Origin of the sequence: Gordonia tangerina, assembly GCF_021556435.1 — a bacterium.
In the GTDB taxonomy this organism is placed as follows: Bacteria; Actinomycetota; Actinomycetes; order Mycobacteriales; family Mycobacteriaceae; genus Gordonia; species Gordonia tangerina.
This window is the reverse complement of record NZ_JAKGCU010000017.1, coordinates 37,852-58,562: the sequence shown is the minus strand read 5'-3', so window position 1 is coordinate 58,562 and position 20,711 is coordinate 37,852. Positions and strand designations below refer to the sequence as shown.

The window sequence follows — 20,711 nt, the reverse complement described above, 5'->3', positions numbered from 1 at the left end:
GTTTTTCAGATCCGGTGACCCATAGCCGGATCGGCGCCCGTCAGGGTGGATCGGGCCGGATTCGCAGTTTGTGTGTCCGGCGAGATGAAGGAGGCAGCAGATGGCGCAGGAACAGACCAGGCGTGATGGCGGCGGCGACGACGGTGACGTCGGCTCGGACGGCAGCGCCGGTCAGGAACGCCGCGAGAAGCTCGCCGAGGACACCGACGACCTGCTCGACGAGATCGACGACGTGCTCGAGGAGAACGCCGAGGACTTCGTACGTGCCTACGTACAGAAGGGCGGCCAGTGAGCGATCGGTTCGGTTCACTGCACACCCACAACTCACCCGCACGACCCATCCCGGCCACCACATCGTCGTTGGGTGCCGACATCTCGTCGTTCACCGACTACCTGCGCAACCATGCGCCCGAGCAGTTGCCGCAGCATCGGTGGGACGGTATGAGCGCGCACGCCACAGATGAGATCCCGCATGGCACAACCATCGTCGCGGTGTCCTATCCCGGCGGCGTGGTGCTCGCCGGCGATCGTCGTGCCACCGCGGGCAACCTCATCGCCACCCGCGATGTGAAGAAGGTCTACATCACCGACGAGTACTCGGCGTGCGGTATCGCGGGCACCGCGGGAATCGCGATCGAGATGGTGCGGTTGTTCGCGGTCGAACTCGAACACTACGAGAAGATCGAGGGCGTCCCGCTGACCCTGGACGGAAAGGTCAGTCGGCTGGCATCGATGGTGCGGGGCAACCTCGGCGCCGCGATGCAGGGCCTGGCCGCCATTCCGCTGTTGGTGGGGTACGACATCGACCACGACGACCCCACCGAGCGTGGCCGGATCTTCTCCTTCGACGTCGCCGGTGACCGGCACGAGGAGTTCGGAGGCTATCAGGCCATCGGCTCTGGATCGGTATTCGCGAAGTCGTCGCTGAAGAAGCTCTACCGGCCCGACCTCGACACCGGTTCGGCGCTGGCGATCGCCATCGAGTCGCTATACGACGCCGCCGACGACGACTCGGCCACCGGTGGTCCGGACCTGGTGCGCAAGATCTTCCCGATGGCAGTCGTCGTGACCGCCGAGGGCGCGCGAGAGGTGGACACCGCCGAGATCGAGGCGGCGGCCCGCGTCATCATCGAACGGCGTGCCGCAGAGCATGAAGGGGGCTCGCGATGACGTTCCCGTATTACGCCAGTGCCGAACAGATCATGCGCGATCGGTCGGAGCTGGCGCGTAAAGGCATCGCCCGGGGCCGCAGCGTCATCGCCCTGACCTATGCCGACGGCGTGCTGTTCGTGGCCGAGAATCCGTCGAACACTCTGCGCAAGACCAGCGAGATCTACGATCGGATCGGTTTCGCCGCAGTCGGCAAGTACAACGAGTTCGAGAGCCTGCGCAAGGCCGGCATCCAGCTCGCCGACATGCGCGGATACAGCTACGACCGCGCCGATGTCACGGCACTGTCGTTGGCCAACACCTATGCCAACGCACTCGGCTCGGTGTTCACCGAACAGGCCAAGCCCTATGAGGTCGAACTGTGCGTGGCGGAGGTGGCCAAGTACGGCAAGCCGCGGCCGTCACAGCTGTATCGCATCTCCTACGACGGGTCCATCGCCGACGAGACGCGTTTTCTGGTGATGGGCGGTGCGAACGAGGCGATCACGGCCGCACTGCGCGAGAGTTACGCACCCGATCTGGACCTGCCGGCGGCGCTCGCGCTGGCGGTGGCTGCACTGACGACCCCACCGGACACCAATGGATCCTCGACCGGATCGTCCACGTCGGCACCGTCGACTCCGCGCGAACTCGCCGCCACCGACCTCGAGGTCGCGATTCTCGATCGCAATCGGCCCCGCCGCGCATTCCGCCGACTCAGCGCAGCGGCCGTGGCCGAGCTGATGCCGTCCGCCACGACATCAGCGTCACCGTCGAACGAATCGGATGGCTCGGGGTCAGACGGCACGTCCGCTGCCGATGGTGACACATCGTCGAATCCGGATACCTGAGTCGAATACCGGCACATCACCGCAGACCCGGCCACGCGAGCACCCGTCGCGTCGCCGGGTCTGTGGCGTTGTTCGCGGGTAGGGTTGACCTGTGCAGCGTCGAATCATGGGTATCGAGACCGAATTCGGTGTCACGTGTACCTTCCATGGCCATCGCCGACTGAGCCCGGACGAGGTCGCCCGGTATCTGTTTCGGCGGGTCGTCTCGTGGGGTCGATCGTCCAACGTCTTCCTGCAGAACGGCGCGCGGCTCTACCTCGATGTCGGTTCGCATCCCGAGTACGCGACCGCCGAGTGTGACAGTCTCATCCAGCTGATCAACCATGATCGAGCCGGGGAACTCGTCCTCGAGGATCTGCTCGTCGACGCCGAGCAGCGGCTCGCCGATGAGGGGATCGGCGGTGACATCTACCTGTTCAAGAACAACACCGATTCGGCGGGCAATTCCTATGGCTGCCACGAGAACTATCTGGTGGTGCGCGCTGGCGAGTTCTCCCGGATCTCCGACGTCTTGCTGCCGTTCCTGGTGACCCGGCAGCTGATCTGCGGCGCCGGAAAGGTCCTGCAGACCCCCAAGGCGGCCACGTTCTGCCTGTCGCAGCGTGCCGAGCACATCTGGGAAGGAGTGTCGTCGGCGACCACCCGCTCGCGGCCCATCATCAACACGCGCGACGAACCGCATGCCGATGCCGAGAAGTATCGGCGTCTGCACGTCATCGTCGGCGACTCCAACATGTCGGAGATGACGACCCTGCTCAAGGTCGGCTCGGCGGCGCTGGTGCTGGAGATGATCGAGGCCGGCGTGGTGTTTCGTGACTTCGCCCTCGACAACCCGATCCGCGCCATCCGCGAGGTCAGCCACGATCCGACCGGGCGTCGGCCCGTGCGACTGGCCGGTGGCCGACAGGCCAGCGCCTTGGACATCCAGCGCGAGTACCACGCGCGTGCGGTCGAACACATGGCCAACCGTCGCCCGGACCCGGAGATGGATCAAGTCGTCGACCTGTGGGGGCGGATGCTCGACGCGGTGGAGAGCGGCGACTTCTCCACGGTGGACACCGAGGTCGACTGGGTGATCAAACGCAAGCTGTTCCAGCGGTACCAGGACCGCTACTCGATGGATCTCTCGGACCCGAAGATCGCCCAACTCGATCTGGCCTTCCACGACATCAAGCGTGGTCGGGGCGTGTTCGACGTGATGCTGCGCAAAGGCCTGATCGCGCGCGCGACCACCGACGAGGCGATCAAGACCGCGGTCAACGAACCGCCTCAGACCACCCGTGCCAAACTGCGCGGCGACTTCATCTCCGCGGCGCAGAAGGCCGGGCGGGATTTCACCGTGGACTGGGTCCATCTGAAACTCAACGACCAGGCACAGCGCACCGTCCTGTGCAAGGACCCATTCCGCAGTGTCGATGAGCGAGTCGATCGGCTGATCGCGTCCATGTGATCGTAAGCTGGCGGGGTGGCAACGCAGAAAGTCGAGCGCCTGCTCAATCTGGTGATCTGCCTGCTGTCGACACGCCAGTTCCTGACCGCCGACTACATCCGCCGACATGTCGCCGGTTACAACGACGATGGCCAGTCCGACGAGGCGTTCAACCGGATGTTCGAGCGGGACAAGAACCAGCTCCGGGATCTCGGGATACCGCTGATCACCGGCCGGGACCGGATGTCGGGCAACGCCGAGGGCTATCGCATCAACCGCGACGTCTACGAATTGCCCGACATCGAACTCGACCGCGCCGAGGCAGCGGTGGTGGCGATGGCGGCGGCGCTGTGGGAGGCCCCGGAGATCGCTGCGACCGCGCAGAACGCGGTCCTCAAGCTGCGCGCCGCCGGGCTCGATGTCCGCGCAGACGATGAACTGGTGGTTTCCGCCAGTCTCTCGCCCAAGACGGTCGGGTCGGAGGCCGCACTGGCAGCGTTGCTCGCCGCGATCGACGCTGCCACGGCGGTCACCTTCGATTACCGTCCCGGCGCTGCGGCATCGACGACCCGCCGCACGCTGGAACCGTGGGGCATCGTCACCCATCGCGGGCGGTGGTATGTCACCGGCCACGACCGTGACCGGCAGGACACCCGTACCTTTCGGCTGTCCCGGATCTCGGAGGTGACACCGACGGGGACGCACGGGGAGGTCGTGGTTCCGGACGGAACCGACATCCAGCAGATCGTGGCGACCGCCGTCGACTCCGCGGCGGGCGCCGACACCGGCACCGCGCGCATCTGGCTGGCCCACGACCGAGCCGCCGGACTGCGTCGGATCGCGACGCGCATCGAGTCCGAGTCACTCGACGGCGAGCCGGGAGATGTGGTCACCATCGAGATCCGGTCGCTGACCACGCTGGCCCGGATGGTGCTCGGCGCCGGGGCCGACGCCGTGGTCCTGTCGCCGCCGGAGTTGCGTGACAACGTGATCGGTGCGCTCGACCAGCTGAGCGGGGTGACCAGCCGATGACACCACGACCGGACCGACTGAGCCGCCTGCTCGCGTTGGTGCCCTACTTCGCGACCCGCGACGGGATCGCACTGGATCAGGCCGCTCGCGACCTGGGTATCTCGCAGACGCAACTCACCAAAGACCTCGAGTTGCTGTTCGTCTGTGGGTTGCCGGGCTACTTCCCACACCAGCTGATCGACCTGCAGTTCGAGCACGGCTTCGTCGACGTGATCTTCACCGCCGGGATGGATCGGCCGCTGCGCCTGACGAGCGCGGAGGCCAGCACCATGCTGGTCGCGCTGCAAGCGCTTCTCGATCTGCCGGGCGCGGTCGACCAGGAGGCCGCGCGACGCGCCATCGCCAAGATCGAGGCCGCCGTCGGTTCGTCGGACACCGCGGTGCGCATGCCTGCGGGATCCACAGACTCCGACAACCCGACATTTGCGAGCATCCGGGAAGCCGTGACGGCGCGGCGGGCCCTGCGGATCCGGTACTACTCGGCCACCCGGGACAGCGTCAGTGATCGCATCGTCGACCCGATCGGGCTGCAGACGATGGACAATCACACCTATCTCGAGGCGTGGTGCCGGATGAGTGAGGGTGTGCGCCTGTTCCGTTTCGACCGGGTCGACGAGGCCGAGAAGCTCGACGAACCGGCGTCACCTCCGGAGGAAGCGAAGGCCCACCCCCAACGCGCGGTGTTGTCGGAGAATCCCGACCTGCCCTCGGTGCAGATCGAGATCGACCCGGGCGAACTGTGGGTTCTGGACTACTACCTCATCGAGCCGTTGGAATCGCTCGAGACGCGGGTGGACCCGCAGGCACCTGTACGTGCCCGGCTGGTGTACGGGTCGCCGGAGTGGTTGACCCGGTTCCTACTCGGCTTCGGTGGCCGGGTGCGCGTGATCTCCGACTCGGCGATCGCCGATTCGGTCATCTCCTCAGCGGCCGCGGCCCGAGCACGGTATACCTAGGGGCGCCCGCTGGGCGCTGCCGTCGGGGTGGCTCGGGTAGCATTGGCAACGTCGGAATTCGGAGGTGGAGAATATGGGTGCTCTGTCCTGGTGGCACTGGGTGATCGTCCTGCTCGTCGTGGTGATCCTGTTCGGCTCCAAGAAGCTTCCCGACGCAGCTCGGGGACTGGGCCAGTCGCTGCGGATCTTCAAGAGCGAGGTCAAGGAAATGCAGAACGACGGCAAGGACTCCGCAGATGCGGGCGAGTCCGCCAAACGTGAACTGCCGCCCGGTGAAGCGTCGCCCACGTCGGCGCCGACCTCGACCGACGATGTCAAGAAATCTGCCTGATCATCTGTCGTCGACCTGAGGCCAGGCCCCCGCGTGCGCATTTCTCTGGACCCGAGGCGCCGTAAGCGCAAGGTCAATCCCGACGGCACGATGTCGTTGGTCGAACATCTCTACGAACTGCGGACCCGAGTGGTCATCTCGGCGATTGCGATCGTCGTGACAACCATCTTCGGGTTCGTCTGGTACACCCACGGCTTCCTCGGTATCCCGTCGCTGGGCGACCTGCTCCGCGGGCCCTACTGCGATCTGCCGCCGGAGTCGCGGGCAGTACTGACCGAAGACGACTCGTGCCGCCTGCTGGCCACAGGGCCGTTCGACCAGTTCATGCTGCGGCTCAAGGTTGCGCTCACCGCCGGAGTGGTGTTCGCGTGTCCGGTCTGGCTCTACCAGCTGTGGCAGTTCATCACCCCAGGTCTGCACTCGAATGAGCGGCGGTACGCGGTCGGCTTCGTCTCGAGCGCGGCCGTGCTGTTCGTCGGCGGTGCGGTGCTCGCTTATCTGGTGGTCGCCAAGGCGTTCCATTTCCTGCTCACGGTCGGCAACGACGTGCAGGTCACCGCGCTGGCCGGCGACCAGTACTTCAACTTCATGCTGCACTTGCTGATCATCTTCGGTGTCAGCTTCGAACTGCCGTTGCTGATCGTGGCGTTGAACATCATCGGTGTCCTCACCTACGAGAAGCTCAAGAGCTGGCGGCGTGGTCTGATCTTCGCACTCTTCGTGTTCTGCGCCATCGTCACGCCAGGTCAGGATCCGTTCACCATGCTGGCACTGGCGTTGGCGCTGACGGTGCTGATGGAACTGGCCATCCAATTCGCCCGGTTCAACGACCGGCGCCGCAAACGCTCCACACCCGATTGGGCGGCGATCCCCGACGATCAGGCCAGCCCGTTGCCCGCCACCGGACCATCGCCGATGGCGTCGCGACTCGACCGCACCACCACATCACCGACCGGTCACGGCGCATCGAAGAACGCACAGGCCCCGTCGGCGCGCACCTCCGTCCGTGAACGCGACACCTTCGACGACATCCTGTGACTCGACTCGACGAGTTCAGTGGGCGGTTGGCGTTCGCCCTCGACGATTTTCAGCAGCGTGCATGCGTGGCGCTCGAGGCCGGGCACGGCGTATTGGTGTGCGCCCCGACCGGCGCCGGCAAGACCATCGTCGGCGAGTTCGCCGTCCATCTTGCGCTCACCTCGGGCACGAAGTGTTTTTACACGACGCCCATCAAGGCGCTGTCCAATCAGAAGTACGCCGATCTGGTGGCGGTATACGGTTCGGACTCCGTGGGCCTGCTCACCGGCGACAACTCGATCAATCCGCATGCGCCGGTCGTGGTGATGACCACCGAGGTCGTGCGGAACATGATCTACGCGAACTCGCGGGCGCTGGACGGGCTGTCCTACGTCGTGATGGACGAGGTGCACTTTCTGGCCGACCGATTCCGTGGCGCGGTGTGGGAGGAGGTGATCCTGCATCTGGATCCGTCGGTCCGCGTGGTGAGCCTGTCGGCCACCGTGAGCAATGCCGAGGAGTTCGGCGACTGGATTCAGGCGGTGCGCGGCGACACCACGGTCATCGTCGACGAACATCGCCCGGTGCCGCTCTCACAACACATGCTGGTTGGCACCCGGATGTTCGACCTGTTCGAGCCAGCTCACCCGTCCGTCACCCGGTCGGCTGCAAAGAGGCCGGCCCGGCGGGAGGTCAATCCGGAACTGAAGCGCTACATCCGGCATCGGATGCTGCTTGCCGACGACTCCGACGGACGGTCCCGGGGTGGTGGCCGCCGCGGTGGCGGCCCGCGCGGCCACCGGCGCGGTGGTGCGCGCGGGCCGTCGCGACCGGACCTGGTGTCCAGGCTCGATCGCGAAGGGCTGCTGCCGGCCATCGGGTTCATCTTCTCGCGGGTGGGTTGCGACGCCGCGTTGACTCAGTGCCTGCGGTCGGGCATTCACCTGTTGACCCCCGATGAGGCGCAGACGGTGGACGCCGTCGTCGATCGTCACCTAGAAGAACTGTCGCCCACCGACGAGGAGATACTCGGCGTCGAGGAATGGCGTGCCGGACTGCGGCGCGGTTTCGCCGCGCACCACGCCGGACTGCTTCCGACCTTTCGGCATGCGGTCGAAGAACTCTTTGTGCACGGCTTGGTCAAGATGGTCTTCGCCACCGAAACGCTCGCGCTGGGCATCAACATGCCGGCCCGCACGGTGGTCCTCGAACGGCTGGTGAAGTTCAACGGCGAGGCGCACGTCGACCTGACTCCCGGCGAGTTCACCCAACTGACCGGGCGCGCCGGTCGCCGCGGGATCGACATCGAGGGACATGCCGTCGTGGTGTGGACGGCGGAAACGGTTCCGGATCAGGTCGCCGGCCTCGCCGGCGCGCGGACGTTCCCGTTGCGCAGTTCGTTCCAACCCGAGTACAACATGGCCGTCAACCTGTTGGGTCGTCTGGGACTCGCCGGATCGCGTGAACTGCTGAACCGATCGTTCGCCCAGTTCCAGGCCGATCGTTCGGTGGTGGGGCAGGCCCGCAAGGTCGATGACGCGCAGCGGCGACTGCGCAAACTGGATCTGGAATTGATCCGGGCCGCCGAGGACCGCGGCCTCGAGCCCGGTGGCGCACTCGCAGAAGACCCTTCGGGCAACGACGAGGATTTCGATGAGGCCGACGCGGCGGACGCGCAACCCTACGGCGGGTTTCTCGGGTATGTGCAACTGCGCGAGGACATCCGACGCCGCGAACGAGATCTCAAGTTCGAGCGGCGGGCCGCGCACAATCAGTCGACGGTCGCCGATCTCGCCGCGCTCAAACGGGGGCATGTGATCGGCCTGCACGGCGGGCGGCACCGAGGTATCGCAGTCGTCCTCGAACCGGCTGCCCAATCGGTGGATCCCAAACCGCTCGTCCTTGCGCAAGACGCCTGGTGTGGGCGAGTCGGCAGCCGCGATTTCGTCAATCCGCCCCAGGTCCTGGGGAACATGCGGCTACCCAAACACGTCGACCGTCGCACGGGGCGGGGCCGCCGCGATCTGGCGTCGGCGCTGCGCTCCACCGGGATCGAGATGCCGCGCGGTCGATCCAAGAAACGTGCTGCGGCTGCCGACGACCGCGAACTCGGCCGGCTTCGATCGACGCTGCGGGCACATCCGGCGCACCGTCTCGACGGGTCCGATGACCTCTTTCGGCTCGCCGAACGACGCAACCGGGTGGTCCGTGAGATCGTGTCTGCCGAACGGGTCATCACCGAGCGGACCTCGACCCTCGGTGTGCAGTTCGACCGCATCGTTGCCGTGCTGGCTGAACTCGGCTACATCGAGATCGCATCCGACCGGTCCGGCACCGAGCAGGTGACCGTCACCGCATCCGGCGAATTGCTCAGCAGAATCTACAGCGAGAGTGACCTGCTGGTCGTCGAATGCATCCGGGCCGGGGTGTGGGATCGCTTGGCCCCGCACGAACTCGCGGCCGTGGTCGCCGCGATGGTGTTCGAGGCACGGCGGGAGAGCTTCGCAGGTGCCGACGCGATGCCCGGCAATGCGGCTTTGCGCCGTGCGCTCGCCGACACGGTCGACATCTGGCGGGCGCTGACGGCGCTGGAATCACGTCATCGGGTCGATGCGACGCGCGAACCCGACACCGGATTCTCTGTCGCGGTCTCATTGTGGGCGTCGGGTCGCACGCTGACCGAATCGTTGGCGGCGGCTGGTGAGCGCGGCCAACTGTTGTCACCGGGAGACTTCGTGCGATGGAATCGGCAGGTCGTCGATCTGTTGGAGCAGATCCGGCTCTGCGTCGGACCCGGCACCCGGCTCGCCGATTCGGCGCGAGCCGCGGTTGCCGGCATCCGTCGCGGCGTCGTGGCAGCCGAGCTGGGCTGAGTTCGGGGTCTTCGACGTCGCACGCCGCGCACATGGCGGGCCAGTTCACTGATCCCGCCCCCGGAGTGGGGTAACGTTCACGTCGCGGTCGTGAAGCGGGGCGGACCGTTCCGGCGCGGATCCGGTGAGCTGCGGGAACAGTGCTGCGGGAACACGGTTGCGGCCCGCTTCGGCGGACCGGTGTCCTGGCGTTGCGGTGCCCTTGTCGCGGGCGGAGCGGGAGATCGAACATGAGCGAGCCGAGCGATCCGAGTCGACCGGACCTACAGACGTCGGACCCCCACGGTCCGGTGTCCGATGACGCCACCGCCTCGGCTGCGCCAGACGGCCCCACGGCACCGGCACCGGCACCGGGCGCAGCGAACACCCCTGGTGGCCACGACGCCCCGGCGCAGGACGCCTCAGGAGCCCCCGGGACATACCCCCCCTACGGGGCAGGCGGCCAGACCGCACCTCCGGGTCAATACGGTGCTCCCCAGTACGGAAGTGAGCAGCCCGGCGGCCCGCAGTATGGGGGTCCGCAGTATGCCGCTCCGCAATACGGGGGTCCGCAGTACGGGGGCTCGCAGTATGGCGCACCACAGTACGGCAGCCCGCAGTACGGCGCACCCCAGTACGGGGGCTCGCAGTATGCCGCACCGCAGTACGGGGGCTCGCAGTATGGCGCACCCCAGTACGAGAGCCCGCAGTATGGCGCACCCCAGGCTGGAACCGTGCAGCCCGGCGGCCATGCGGGGTACCCGACCACCGCCGAACAGCCGACCCAGGCCGGCGGCCAGTTCGGGGGGGATCAGTTCAGTGCCATGGCCACTCCGCGCGCCAAGCACGGCCGGCGCACCGTCCTGCTCATCGGCGTTGGCGCCGTGGTGCTCATCGCCGCGATCCTGTTGTTCACGGCTTTCGTGATCCCCGGCTGGGCTCCCAAGACGATCTCGCAGGACGCCGTCCAGGACGGCGTCCGACAGGTGTTGACCGAGGACTATCAGGCCAGCGACGTATCTGCCGTCTCGTGTCCGTCGGGTCAGCTCGTCGAGGAGGGCAGTTCCTTCGACTGCACCGCGACGGTCGGCGGGCAGGAGCAGACCGTCACGGTCACATTCCTCGACGATGACGGGACATACGAGGTGTCGCGGCCCACGAACTGAACGGAATCCACATGGCCGACGGTACGATCCGTCGGCCCCCGGTGGGGTTCGGCGAGATCTTCACGCCGGGCACTGTTCGCCTTCATGTCGCACGCGGCGTGGTCGGCCACCCGAGTGCCTTGGCCAACCTCGACACCGAGGCGCCGATGCCGAGTTCGTCGACGAGATCGGCCAGTCCGTTCGCGTCGGCCGGTTCGGTGGGCAGGCTGTCGGCACCGCTGTCGATGGTCTCCGCGTCGGTCCGCACCAGGACCACGGTCCGGGCGGCTCGGAGATACTCCGTCGCGGCCGTCAACGCCTTGCGATTTCGTGGCGTCAACGACGACGTCGAGTCGCCGACCGCGGCCTCCAGCGCATCGAGCGAACCGAACTCCGTGATGAGCTTTGCTGCGGTCTTCTCGCCGATCCCGCTGACCCCCGGGAGCCCATCGGACGGGTCTCCGCGCAGCATCGACATCTCGGCATAGGCCATACCCGCCCGATCGACGGGCAGGGAGTATTTCTCGGCCACCTCGACGGGGCCCATCATCTCCGCCTTCGACAGACCGCGTCCCACGTAGAGCACCCGAACCGCGACCGGGTCGTCGGCGACCACCTGCAACAGGTCGCGGTCACCGCTGACCACGACCACCGGATCCACCGACTCGTCGTAGGCGAGGGTGCCGATCACATCGTCGGCCTCACAACCGAGCGCCCCCGAGGTCGCGATGCCGGCGCAGCGCAGTACGTCGAGAATCATGTCGACCTGCGGTGTGAGGGTGTCTGGGACCTCTTCGATGTCGACGGTTCGCTCACCGGTGGGCCCGCCTTCGGTTGCATCCGCGGTGGGCGGCGCCTCCTCGGCGACCCGGTGCGCCTTGTAGGACGGGATCAGGTCGGTCCGGAACGCCGGACGCCAATCCAGATCCAGACACACCACGAGCCGTGTGGGTTGCTCCCGCGTGACCAGCGCGGCGATGGTGTCCACGAATCCGCGGACGGCGTTCACCGGCCTGCCATCGGGTGACGTCATCTTCTCCGGCAGGGCGAAGTAGGACCGGAACCACAGACTCGCGCCGTCGAGCAGCATCAGAGATCCAGACATACTCCAACTCTGTCATGGTCGGATGCGCCGTGGCCCGGCATGCGTGACGTGACACCGACCGGCGCCGGTAGGCTGCGCCCATGGCCTACCGCTTTGCTTCGGATGTGTACCGACACCGGCTCGATCGCGCCCGCACCCTCACCCGGGCCGCCGGTCTCGATGCGCTGGTCGTGTCCACCGGACCGGATCTGCGCTACCTCACCGGTTCGCGCGCCGACACCTTCGAACGCCTCACCGCACTGGTGGTGCCGGCCGATGCGGACCCGCGACTCGTCGTCGCGCGACTCGAGTTGGCATCGGTGCGGGATTCGGCGCTGGCCGACCTCAACATCGAGATGGCAGCCTGGGTCGACGGCGAGGACCCCTATGCGATGGCTCTGGCGGGACTGCCCGCAGCCGCCCGCGTCGCGGTCTGCGACACCATGCCGGCATTGCATGTCGTGCCGATCGCCGCTCGCACCGGTGCCATACCCGCCCTGGCCACTGACGTGCTGCGAGAGCTGCGAATGACCAAGGACACCAGCGAGATCGACGCGTTGCGACACGCGGGCGCAGCCATCGACCGGGTGCACGCCCGCATGGGGGAGTGGCTCATTCCCGGGCGCACCGAACGCGCCGTGGCCGACGACATCCGCGCCGCGATCCTCGACGAGGGGCACAGCGAGGCGGCGTTCATCATCGTCGGTTCGGGGCCGCATGGCGCAGATCCGCACCACGAGTTCTCCGACCGGGTGATCGAGGGTGACGACATCGTGGTCATCGACATCGGCGGACCGGTCGACCCGGGCTACAACTCGGACTCCACCCGCACCTACTGTTTCCGCGCACCCGCCGCCGATGTGGCGGATGCGTATGCGGCGCTTCAGGAGGCCCAGCGCAAGGCTGTCGAGGCGGTGCGGCCCGGCGTCACCGCCGAGGCGATCGATGCCGTTGCCCGTGACCATCTGCGCGACCACGGTCTCGGCGACGCCTTCATTCACCGGACTGGCCACGGGATCGGGTTGTCGGTGCACGAGGAGCCGTACATCGTGCGCGGCAACGACATCGAACTGCGGGCCGGGATGGCGTTCAGCGTGGAGCCGGGAATCTACTTCGACGGACGCTGGGGAGCGCGCATCGAGGACATCGTCGTGGTGACCGAGGACGGCTGCGAACCGATGAACACCCGGCCGCACGACCTCCAGGTGCTGTGAGGCTCGCGAAAGCGGTCACATCACGCGAACATCCGCGAGGAGCCCAGCACCTTCGTCACCGTGATCTCGATGACCACGCGGCGCGGATTGGGCTTCGGCTCGCGATAGCGCTCGGCATAGCGTCGCTCGGCCTCCCGAACGCGATCCGGCTCGCGTCGAACCACCGCCTCGCCCTCCAACGTCAGCCAGCGCGGCCCTTCGATGTTGGTCACCGCGACCCGGCGGGTGCGTTCGACGTTGCGCACCTTCTGGTTGCCGTCGGAGGTGATGACGCGCGCCAGCCCGTGCTCGCCGTCCCAGGTGAACCCCACCGCCACCACATGCGGTGAACCGTCGGCGCGCAGCGTCGCCAACGTCGCGAGGTGACGTTCGGCGAGGAACTCGGTGGCGGCGATTCCCAGGTCTGCAGCGGAGCGGGTCATGGCTGCAACGCTAGCGGGCGATGCGATACTGACAGCCATGGCCCCGACTTCGACGCCCGCGACGATCGTCTTGTTCGGTGGCCGCAGTGAGATCGGGGTGGCGCTGGCCCGCGAACTCGGCGCCGGCCGGCAGGTCGTGCTCGCCGCCCGCCGCCCCGACGATCTAGAGCCCCAGACAGCGCAACTGCTCGCTGCCGGCGCCGCCGCCGTGCACACCGTCGCCTTCGACGCCGATGACACCGACGCGCATCCGGAGCTCGTCGGCGAGATCGCCGCCCGATACGGTCCCATCGAGGCCGCGATCATCGCGTTCGGCATTCTCGGAGATCAGGCACGTGCGGAGACCGACACCGCGCACGCGCTGCAGATCGCGCACACCGACTACTTCGCGCAGATCAGCGTGCTCACCCCCCTCGCTCAGGTGCTACGAGCGCAGGCCTCCGGGACGCTCATCGTGTTCTCGTCGGTCGCCGGAATCCGTACTCGCCGAGCCAACTACGTGTACGGATCCACCAAGGCGGGGCTCGACGGCTTCGCGAGCGGGCTGGCAGATGCGCTACACGGCAGCGGTGCCCGCCTGCTGTTGGCCCGGCCGGGCTTCGTCATCGGGGAGATGACCAAGGACTTGATGGCCGCCGGCGTCAAGCCGGCACCGTTCTCGGTCGACGCCGAACGGGTGGCCGTCGACGTCGCCCGCGCCTATCGGCGCGGCCGCGGGGAAGTGTGGATTCCGGCGATCCTGCGTCCGGTGTTCGTGGGCATGCGACTGTTGCCGCGCGCGATATGGCGGAGGCTGCCCCGGTGACCGGCACGTTTGTGGTGGTCGGCATCGGCGCCGACGGATGGGAGGGCCTCGGACGCCGCGCGCGCGACGAACTCGCCGGCGCCGAGATCATCATCGGGTCGCACCGACAGCTGGACCTGTTACCCGACCTGCCGGCGCGTACCGAGGCGTGGACATCGCCGATGAGCACCCACCTGAACCGGTTGATCACCGACGAAGACGACGGTGTGCGGCATATCCTGGCCAGCGGCGATCCGATGTTTCACGGCGTGGGCACCACCCTCGTGCGCGCTGTCGGCTCCGATCGTGTCCGGGTGCTGCCCACGGTGTCGAGTGCCGCGCTCGCCTGCGCACGGCTGGGCTGGGATCTGACCGACGTGCAGGTGGTCAGCCTCGTCACCCACGACGTGGCGACCCTGAGCGCCGAACTCGACGACGATCGAGAACTACTCATCCTCAGCCGAGACGACACCACCCCGCACGAGGTGGCGAAACTGTTGACCGCCAACGGCTTCGGCTGGTCATCGATGACAGTTCTGGAGCAGCTCGGCGGACCCGACGAGCGAGTCATGCGTGGCGTCGCCCGCACGTGGGTCGAACCGCCCGGAGATCGCCTGAACATCATCGCGATCGGCTGCGTCGGCCCCCACCGGTCGCGGGCTCCCGGGCGACCCGACGACGGCTACGACCACGACGGTCAGATCACCAAACAACCCATCCGCGCCCTCACCGTCTCGGCCCTCGCACCCAGTCGGCGACAACTGCTGTGGGATATCGGTTCAGGGTCGGGCAGCGTGGCCATCGAATGGCTCAGGGCCGAACCGACCGGGCGAGCGATGGCCTTCGAGATCGATGCCGAACGCCGACAGCGACTTCACGACAACGCCGTCCGGCACGGTGTGCACGAGCGGCTCACGGTCCGTGGTGCCGCGCCATCGGACTGCGCCACCGCCCCGGAGCCCGATGCCGTCTTCATCGGCGGCGGACTCGACGACGACCTGCTCACCGCAGTGTGGGAACTGGCCCCGAGCGGGGGGCGGCTCGTCGCCAATGCTGTGACGCTGGAAAATCAAACGCTGCTCACCGAATGGTATGCGCGACATGGTGGATCGCTGCGACGCCACATGGTGGAGACGGCCGCGGCACTGGGCTCGATGACCACCTGGCGGCCCGCCCTGCCGATCGTGCAGTGGGTGGTGGACCGCCCGTGACCCTCTACGTCATCGGCGCCGGTCCCGGCGCCGCCGATCTCATCACGGTCCGCGGCGCGGAAGTCCTCGGCCGGTGTCAGACCTGCCTGTATGCCGGTTCGTTGGTCCCCACCGAACTGCTCGACCGGTGCCCACCGGGCGCCGACCTCATCGACACCGCACGAATGCCCCTGTCACAGATCGTGTCCCACATCGTCGACGCGCACACAGCCGGTCACGACGTCGCCCGTCTACACTCCGGCGACCCGTCGTTGTATTCGGCGATGACCGAGCAGCGACGTGCGCTCGCCGCGCACCGGATACCCGTGGAGGTCGTGCCCGGCGTACCCGCTTTCGCCGCCGCCGCGGCAGCCCTCGACGCCGAACTCACCGTCCCAGGGGTGGGCCAGAGCCTGCTCATCACGCGGGTGTCGACATTGTCGACCGACATGCCACCGGGGGAGGAACTCGACCGCCTCGCGGCAACCGGCGTCACCCTGGCTCTGCATCTCGCCGCGCACCGTGCAACGGAGATCGCCGATATCCTGGCTGTCCACTACGGCAAGCACTGTCCCACGGCCACCGTGGCCTTCGCCAGCCGCCCGGACCAGCAGATCGTGCGGTGCCCGCTCGACGAGTTGCCGGATGCGCTGGCGGCCGCGGGGATCCGGCGGACCGCGGTGATCTTCGTCGGCAACATCCTCGACCCGGACTCGCAGCCTGGCCTCAGCGAGAGCTACCTCTACTCACAAGCCCGGATGACCAAGCTGCGCACCGATGGCTGACCGGCCCGTCCTGCTTCTGGGCGGGACCGCCGAGGCGCGTTCGCTCGCCGCGGACCTGCACGCCGCCGGCATCCCGGTCGTGAGTTCCCTGGCGGGTCGGGTGCGTGACCCGCGGCTTCCGGTCGGGCCGGTGCGGATCGGCGGGTTCGGCGGAGTCGAGGGCCTCGTCGGATGGCTACGTGAGCACGACGTCGCCGCCGTCGTCGATGCCACGCATCCGTTCGCCCGGACCATGTCCGAGCATGCGGCGGGTGCTGCCGAACAACTGGGCACACCGTTGCTGCGGCTGCGCCGGCCGGCATGGCAGCCATCCGAGAGTGACCGGTGGGAGCAGGTGGCCGACATCGGCGAAGCCGCACGCGCGGTCGCCGACCGCACAGTCGCCCATCTCGCGGGGGTGGACCCGTCTGGGATGGACTCGGCTGGGCGGCGTCTTCGGGTCTTGCTCACCACCGGACGTCAGGACGTGGGCGTATTCGCCGACAATGCCGACGCCTGGTTTCTCATCCGGGTGGTCGATCCGCCGACCTGCCCACTTCCGCCGCGCCATCAGATTGTCCGGTCGCGGGGCCCCTACGACCTGAGCGGCGAGCTGACGTTGTTGCGCGAGAATTCGATCGACGTCCTGGTCGCCAAGAACAGCGGAGGAGATCTGACCCGAGCGAAGCTCACCGCGGCCGCCGAGCTCGGTGTGCCGGTGGTGATGGTGCAGCGGCCACCCGAACCGGCTCTGGGCACCGCGGTGCACACTGCGGCGGCGGCCAAGGAGTGGATCGCGCACCTGAATGCATGATCCCGCTCCGCGGACGGTCGGCGACAAGCCGTCTGCAATTGCGTGTATACCCAGTCGACGGAAAACAGCGCCCAGTCAACGGAAAACGGCACCCACTCGACGAGGCAGGAGCGGGGCGAGGTGGGTCAGGCGTCGTGGCGCCGTGGGGTGTAGGTCAGATCGCCACCGGAGCGGCTGACCACCGTGGTGGCCGGCGACCCGATGATCAGCAACGTGCGCATGTCGACGACCGCCGGGTCGAGTGCTCCGACCGTGGTGGTGCACAACGATTCCTCCGGCCCGCCGACGTCGCGTCCGAGTACCACGACCCGGTCATCGGACACCATTTCCCGCAGCACCTCGCGCAGCCGAGCGACCTGCCAGGTGCGGGCGGCCGAACCGGGGTTGTAGATCGCCACCACGAGGTCGGCACCCACCGCAGCACGAAGCCGATGCTCGATCATGTCCCACGGTTTGAGGCGATCGGACAGGGAGATCACCGCGTAGTCATGACCGAGCGGGGCGCCCACCGCCGCCGCGACCGCGTTCGCGGCCGTGACACCTGGTTGGACGCGGACCGGCACGTCATGCCAGCGGGACTCGGCCGCGACCTCCGCGACGGCGCTGGCCATCGCGAACACCCCGGGATCGCCCGAGGACACCACGGCAACGCGCGCGCCGCGGGCGGCGAGATCGAGCGCGAATTCCGCGCGTTCGGCTTCCACCCGGTTGTCGCTGGCGTGAATCCGCTGGCCCGGTCGCGGGGTGACCCGCGCGAGATAGGTCTTGTATCCGACGAGGTCGGTTGCCAGCGCCAGTTCCACCTGCACTGCCGGTGTGGTGTGTTCGTCGGCGCCGGGACCGAGTCCCACCACCACGACCTCACCGCGCCCCGAGGCTTCGTCGTGGCGTGGGTTGTTGCGTGGCCCGGGCACCACGATCATCGAGAAGTACGGCACCTCTTCAGGGTTCACCTCCGAGACCGGAAGTACACGTTGCACCCGGGTGGAGGCACGTTCGACGTACCACGCCTCGTCGAGCCGACCGGCCGACTCGAGGGCATCGCGCACCCGCGTGAACGTCCGGCCCAGCTTCATCACCGCGATCGCCTCGGCCGTGCGGAACCGGGAGATCAGCGCCTGCGAACCCAGCGTGCCCGGCACCACGGTCAGCGTCTCCTCGCCCTCCACCAACGGGATGCCCACCGCGGCCGACGAGGCACTGACCGAGGTCACGCCGGGGATGATCTCCGCGTCGAACTCACCGGCGAGCCGCTTGTGCATATGCATGTACGAACTGAAGAACAACGGATCCCCCTCGGCGAGGAGGACCACATCACGACCGGCCCGCAGGTGGCCGGCGAGCCGTTCGGCACTGGCCGTGTAGAAGTCGCGCAGCGCCCCGTCATAGCCGCCGGGATGGTCCGTGCCCTCGGTGGTCACCGGGTACATCAGACGTTCCTCGAGCTGCCCGTCACGCAGATAGGGCTGCGCCACCGAGCGGGCGATGCTGTTGCCGTGACGTGCGCAGTGATAGGCGACGACATCCGCGGATTCGATCACCCGGGCGGCCTTGACGGTCACCAGTTCGCTGTCGCCGGGGCCCAGTCCGATGCCCCAGAGTTTTCCGCTCATCGTCACTCCTCGGGACTCGCGAGCGCATTGACCGCCGCGGCGGTGATGGCCGAGCCACCGCGCCGGCCGGTCACCGTGATGAATTCGAGGTCCTCGCGCGCTGCCAGCGCCCCGCAGGATTCTGCGGCGCCGACGAATCCGACCGGCGCACCCACGATCGCGGCCGGCCGGGGCGCACCGGCGTCGATCATGTCGAGCAATGCGAACAGTGCGGTGGGCGCATTGCCGATCGCAACCACCGCGCCCGCCAGGCTGGGCCGCCAGAACTCCAGGGCGGCTGCGGTTCGGGTGGTTCCGAGCTGTTCGGCGAGGCTCGGCAGCGTCGGTTCGGACAGATGGCACCGAACGTCGTTGTCGGCGGGCAGACGCTTGCGGGTGATCCCGGAGGCGACCATCGATGCGTCGCAGAGGATGGGCGCCCCACCGCGCAACGCCGTTCGCGCTGCGGGGACCACGCCGTCGGTCGCGACCACGTTGTCGGTGAGGTCGGTCTGGCCGCAGGCATGGATCATCCGGACCACCACGCCCGCCACGTCGGGGGAGAACGCGGACAGATCAGACTCCGCACGAATGGTGGCAAAGGACTGGCGATAGATCGCGGGGCCGTCACGCAGGTAGTCGGTCATGGTGCGCTAGAGCCTATCGACGGGCGGAGCGGTACTCGCCGTCGGGACCGGCCTGAACGTACTCGTGCGGCCCGGTGGGCGAACCGCAGCCACGCGGGCAACCCACCCAGTGCTCGCGGTCGTCGACGGGGTCGCCGGACCGCACTCGGGCCAGTAGGTCATCTCGCACCGGGGCGTGCGACTTCGCGCAACCCGGCGAACCCACACAGCAGGTCACCCGCACCCACGGCGAGGACGCGTCGAAGATCAACCCCATCGGCGCGAGCACGCGGACCACCGTCTCCGCCACCCCCTCACCGAGATCACACAACAGGATCTCGCGATCGGGGGTGAGCACGATCGGGGCGTCGACGGCGGCCAGGAATTCAGCCAATCGGGCCGGCAATCGACCCAGTTCCACCACTGCGCCCAACAGGACCTGACCGTCGTCCTGGTCGAACCATCCGACGACTGGCGCCGCCGGTTCGTGGTCGAGTGAGCCACCGACGGGCGGAGCCAACCGGGCACGCGCCCGGCTCTCGAGGCGGGTGCGCTCATCTACGGCGAGGTCACCGACCCGCCAGGCGTTCGGATCGATGTCACGCATGTCGAGCGCGATCTCACACATCGCCGCCACGATAGGATCGATGCCGCGTGCCGAACCGACCGGTACGCCGCCCACGACCAGGTCCGCCCCGATCAGGTCGGCAGGGTTCGGGTCGGCCGGGTTCGGATCTGTAGGGCTTTGATCTGCAGACGGTACGTGCGCTCCGGCGTCCGGTGTCGCGGTTTCGCGCACCACCGCGCAGACGTCGGGCCGACGCCCGACGACGTCGCCGCGGCCGTCGTCGACGCCGAACAGGAAACGACCCGAGAGGCTCGTCGCACGTGCGTCGGCCCGCAGTCGCGCATCGAGTGCGTCGGCGACCGGCACAGCGTCCACCAACCCGCCGATCCGGCCCGTCAATGGGCTCAGGGCGATGTTGCGGATCCTGTCATGGGCACCACTGGGTGCCAGACCCGCCGCGACGACCTCGCCGGCCACGCCGTCGACATCGTTGATGCCCCGGATCTGCAGGTTCGCGCGCGCGGTGAGCTCGAGAAAACCATCACCGAACTCGGCTGCGGAATGTGCGAGTCGCTGCAACTGGTCGGGACGCAGCCGTCCACCCGGTAGCCGGATCCGGGCGACGGCGCCATCTGCCGCCGCGTGGGTGTCGAACACCCCGGGGCAGCGGTCGGCGGCGGTACGACGGTCGGCTTCGGGCACATCCTCCAGGGTAGGCGCCTGCACCGCGGGTCACTGTCCTAGGCTGAACGCATCGAGGGCGGCAGAAGCCGGTGGGAGTCCGGCACGGTCGCGCCACTGTGACGGCCGGAAGGCCGGAGTCAGACCTACCCCCTCGCCGCACCACACGCCAACACCCCACAGAGCCCGAATCGGGGCTCCACGACGCAC

The 20,711-nt window shown here is 67.9% G+C and carries 20 protein-coding genes; 15 read left to right on the top strand and 5 right to left on the bottom strand.

The window, feature by feature from the left end; translation table 11 throughout:
* The first annotated feature begins 100 nt into the window (after nt 1-100).
* The 10 genes from L1892_RS17055 to L1892_RS17010 all read left to right on the top strand — a co-directional run bounded on the left by L1892_RS17055 (nt 101) and on the right by L1892_RS17010 (nt 10,783).
* Nucleotides 101-292, top strand: coding sequence for a ubiquitin-like protein Pup (locus L1892_RS17055; RefSeq protein WP_235724819.1), 192 nt, complete (start codon nt 101-103; stop codon nt 290-292).
* Nucleotides 289-1,170 (top strand): proteasome subunit beta, encoded by an 882-nt coding sequence (prcB, locus tag L1892_RS17050; protein ID WP_235724817.1) that lies wholly within the window; start codon nt 289-291, stop codon nt 1,168-1,170. The genes L1892_RS17055 and prcB overlap by 4 nt, the downstream gene beginning before the upstream one ends.
* A complete protein-coding gene (gene prcA, locus L1892_RS17045; RefSeq protein WP_235724815.1) occupies nt 1,167-2,000 on the top strand; it encodes a proteasome subunit alpha in 834 nt (277 codons plus the stop codon). Before prcB ends, prcA begins: the two co-directional genes overlap by 4 nt.
* Before the next feature lie 91 nt (nt 2,001-2,091).
* The gene (pafA, locus tag L1892_RS17040; protein WP_235724813.1) at nt 2,092-3,450 is read left to right on the top strand and encodes a Pup--protein ligase; all 1,359 of its coding nucleotides are present in this window, start codon (nt 2,092-2,094) and stop codon (nt 3,448-3,450) included.
* A 15-nt stretch (nt 3,451-3,465) separates the two neighbouring features.
* A complete protein-coding gene (locus tag L1892_RS17035; RefSeq protein ID WP_235724812.1) occupies nt 3,466-4,461 on the top strand; it encodes a helix-turn-helix transcriptional regulator in 996 nt (331 codons plus the stop codon).
* Entirely contained in the window at nt 4,458-5,417 is a 960-nt protein-coding gene (locus tag L1892_RS17030; RefSeq protein ID WP_235724811.1) for a helix-turn-helix transcriptional regulator, read from the top strand. Before L1892_RS17035 ends, L1892_RS17030 begins: the two co-directional genes overlap by 4 nt.
* A gap of 73 nt (nt 5,418-5,490) precedes the next feature.
* Nucleotides 5,491-5,748, top strand: a complete 258-nt coding sequence (gene tatA, locus L1892_RS17025; protein ID WP_235724810.1) for a Sec-independent protein translocase subunit TatA — start codon at nt 5,491-5,493, stop codon at nt 5,746-5,748.
* 33 nt (nt 5,749-5,781) lie between these two features.
* On the top strand, nt 5,782-6,786 hold the full coding sequence (gene tatC, locus L1892_RS17020) for a twin-arginine translocase subunit TatC (RefSeq protein WP_235724808.1): 1,005 nt from the start codon (nt 5,782-5,784) through the stop codon (nt 6,784-6,786).
* Entirely contained in the window at nt 6,783-9,638 is a 2,856-nt protein-coding gene (locus tag L1892_RS17015; protein ID WP_235724807.1) for a DEAD/DEAH box helicase, read from the top strand. The genes tatC and L1892_RS17015 overlap by 4 nt, the downstream gene beginning before the upstream one ends.
* A gap of 230 nt (nt 9,639-9,868) precedes the next feature.
* Nucleotides 9,869-10,783: a DUF4333 domain-containing protein gene (locus L1892_RS17010; RefSeq protein WP_235724806.1), complete on the top strand. Its 915-nt coding sequence runs from the start codon at nt 9,869-9,871 to the stop codon at nt 10,781-10,783.
* An 82-nt stretch (nt 10,784-10,865) separates the two neighbouring features.
* Here L1892_RS17010 and L1892_RS17005 read toward each other — a convergent pair whose 3' ends face one another.
* Nucleotides 10,866-11,852 carry a 5'-3' exonuclease gene (locus tag L1892_RS17005; protein ID WP_235724883.1) on the bottom strand — a complete coding sequence of 329 codons (987 nt, stop codon included), beginning with the start codon at nt 11,850-11,852 and terminating at the stop codon, nt 10,866-10,868.
* A 95-nt stretch (nt 11,853-11,947) separates the two neighbouring features.
* Between L1892_RS17005 and L1892_RS17000 the strand changes: the two genes are divergently transcribed.
* Nucleotides 11,948-13,060 (top strand): M24 family metallopeptidase, encoded by a 1,113-nt coding sequence (locus L1892_RS17000; RefSeq protein ID WP_235724805.1) that lies wholly within the window; start codon nt 11,948-11,950, stop codon nt 13,058-13,060.
* A 20-nt stretch (nt 13,061-13,080) separates the two neighbouring features.
* Here L1892_RS17000 and L1892_RS16995 read toward each other — a convergent pair whose 3' ends face one another.
* Nucleotides 13,081-13,482 (bottom strand): PPOX class F420-dependent oxidoreductase, encoded by a 402-nt coding sequence (locus tag L1892_RS16995; protein WP_235724804.1) that lies wholly within the window; start codon nt 13,480-13,482, stop codon nt 13,081-13,083.
* Nucleotides 13,483-13,519: 37 nt separating this feature from the next.
* On the opposite strand from L1892_RS16995, the gene dprE2 reads away from it, so the two are divergent.
* Genes dprE2 through L1892_RS16975 form a run of 4 tightly spaced genes read left to right on the top strand, consistent with a single transcriptional unit; the run spans nt 13,520 to nt 17,034 of the window.
* Nucleotides 13,520-14,287 carry a decaprenylphospho-beta-D-erythro-pentofuranosid-2-ulose 2-reductase gene (dprE2, locus tag L1892_RS16990; protein WP_235724802.1) on the top strand — a complete coding sequence of 256 codons (768 nt, stop codon included), beginning with the start codon at nt 13,520-13,522 and terminating at the stop codon, nt 14,285-14,287.
* Complete coding sequence (gene cbiE, locus L1892_RS16985) at nt 14,266-15,477, top strand: precorrin-6y C5,15-methyltransferase (decarboxylating) subunit CbiE (protein ID WP_235724801.1); 1,212 nt, start codon at nt 14,266-14,268, stop codon at nt 15,475-15,477. Before dprE2 ends, cbiE begins: the two co-directional genes overlap by 22 nt.
* Nucleotides 15,474-16,241 (top strand): cobalt-precorrin-4/precorrin-4 C(11)-methyltransferase, encoded by a 768-nt coding sequence (locus L1892_RS16980; protein WP_235724799.1) that lies wholly within the window; start codon nt 15,474-15,476, stop codon nt 16,239-16,241. Before cbiE ends, L1892_RS16980 begins: the two co-directional genes overlap by 4 nt.
* Nucleotides 16,234-17,034, top strand: coding sequence for a cobalt-precorrin-6A reductase (locus L1892_RS16975; RefSeq protein WP_235724798.1), 801 nt, complete (start codon nt 16,234-16,236; stop codon nt 17,032-17,034). Before L1892_RS16980 ends, L1892_RS16975 begins: the two co-directional genes overlap by 8 nt.
* Before the next feature lie 125 nt (nt 17,035-17,159).
* Here the strand turns inward: L1892_RS16975 and L1892_RS16970 are convergent, their stop codons facing one another.
* The 3 genes from L1892_RS16970 to L1892_RS16960 are packed head-to-tail and all read right to left on the bottom strand — an operon-like array spanning nt 17,160 to nt 20,522.
* The gene (locus L1892_RS16970) at nt 17,160-18,647 is read right to left on the bottom strand and encodes a precorrin-2 C(20)-methyltransferase (protein ID WP_235724797.1); all 1,488 of its coding nucleotides are present in this window, start codon (nt 18,645-18,647) and stop codon (nt 17,160-17,162) included.
* 2 nt (nt 18,648-18,649) lie between these two features.
* A complete protein-coding gene (locus L1892_RS16965) occupies nt 18,650-19,273 on the bottom strand; it encodes a precorrin-8X methylmutase (protein WP_235724795.1) in 624 nt (207 codons plus the stop codon).
* A 13-nt stretch (nt 19,274-19,286) separates the two neighbouring features.
* Complete coding sequence (locus L1892_RS16960; protein ID WP_235724794.1) at nt 19,287-20,522, bottom strand: ferredoxin-like domain-containing protein; 1,236 nt, start codon at nt 20,520-20,522, stop codon at nt 19,287-19,289.
* Nucleotides 20,523-20,711 lie beyond the last annotated feature (189 nt).

What these genes read in the sequence shown, in the direction of transcription:
- L1892_RS17055 (WP_235724819.1), top strand. Translation starts at nt 101, where the DNA reads ATGGCGCAGGAACAGACCAGGCGTGATGGCGGCGGCGACGACGGTGAC.
- prcA (WP_235724815.1), top strand. Translation starts at nt 1,167, where the DNA reads ATGACGTTCCCGTATTACGCCAGTGCCGAACAGATCATGCGCGATCGG.
- L1892_RS17030 (WP_235724811.1), top strand. Translation starts at nt 4,458, where the DNA reads ATGACACCACGACCGGACCGACTGAGCCGCCTGCTCGCGTTGGTGCCC.
- tatA (WP_235724810.1), top strand. Translation starts at nt 5,491, where the DNA reads ATGGGTGCTCTGTCCTGGTGGCACTGGGTGATCGTCCTGCTCGTCGTG.
- L1892_RS17010 (WP_235724806.1), top strand. Translation starts at nt 9,869, where the DNA reads ATGAGCGAGCCGAGCGATCCGAGTCGACCGGACCTACAGACGTCGGAC.
- L1892_RS17005 (WP_235724883.1), bottom strand. Translation starts at nt 11,852, where the DNA reads ATGCTGCTCGACGGCGCGAGTCTGTGGTTCCGGTCCTACTTCGCCCTG.
- L1892_RS17000 (WP_235724805.1), top strand. Translation starts at nt 11,948, where the DNA reads ATGGCCTACCGCTTTGCTTCGGATGTGTACCGACACCGGCTCGATCGC.
- L1892_RS16995 (WP_235724804.1), bottom strand. Translation starts at nt 13,482, where the DNA reads ATGACCCGCTCCGCTGCAGACCTGGGAATCGCCGCCACCGAGTTCCTC.
- dprE2 (WP_235724802.1), top strand. Translation starts at nt 13,520, where the DNA reads ATGGCCCCGACTTCGACGCCCGCGACGATCGTCTTGTTCGGTGGCCGC.
- cbiE (WP_235724801.1), top strand. Translation starts at nt 14,266, where the DNA reads ATGGCGGAGGCTGCCCCGGTGACCGGCACGTTTGTGGTGGTCGGCATC.
- L1892_RS16975 (WP_235724798.1), top strand. Translation starts at nt 16,234, where the DNA reads ATGGCTGACCGGCCCGTCCTGCTTCTGGGCGGGACCGCCGAGGCGCGT.
- L1892_RS16970 (WP_235724797.1), bottom strand. Translation starts at nt 18,647, where the DNA reads ATGAGCGGAAAACTCTGGGGCATCGGACTGGGCCCCGGCGACAGCGAA.
- L1892_RS16965 (WP_235724795.1), bottom strand. Translation starts at nt 19,273, where the DNA reads ATGACCGACTACCTGCGTGACGGCCCCGCGATCTATCGCCAGTCCTTT.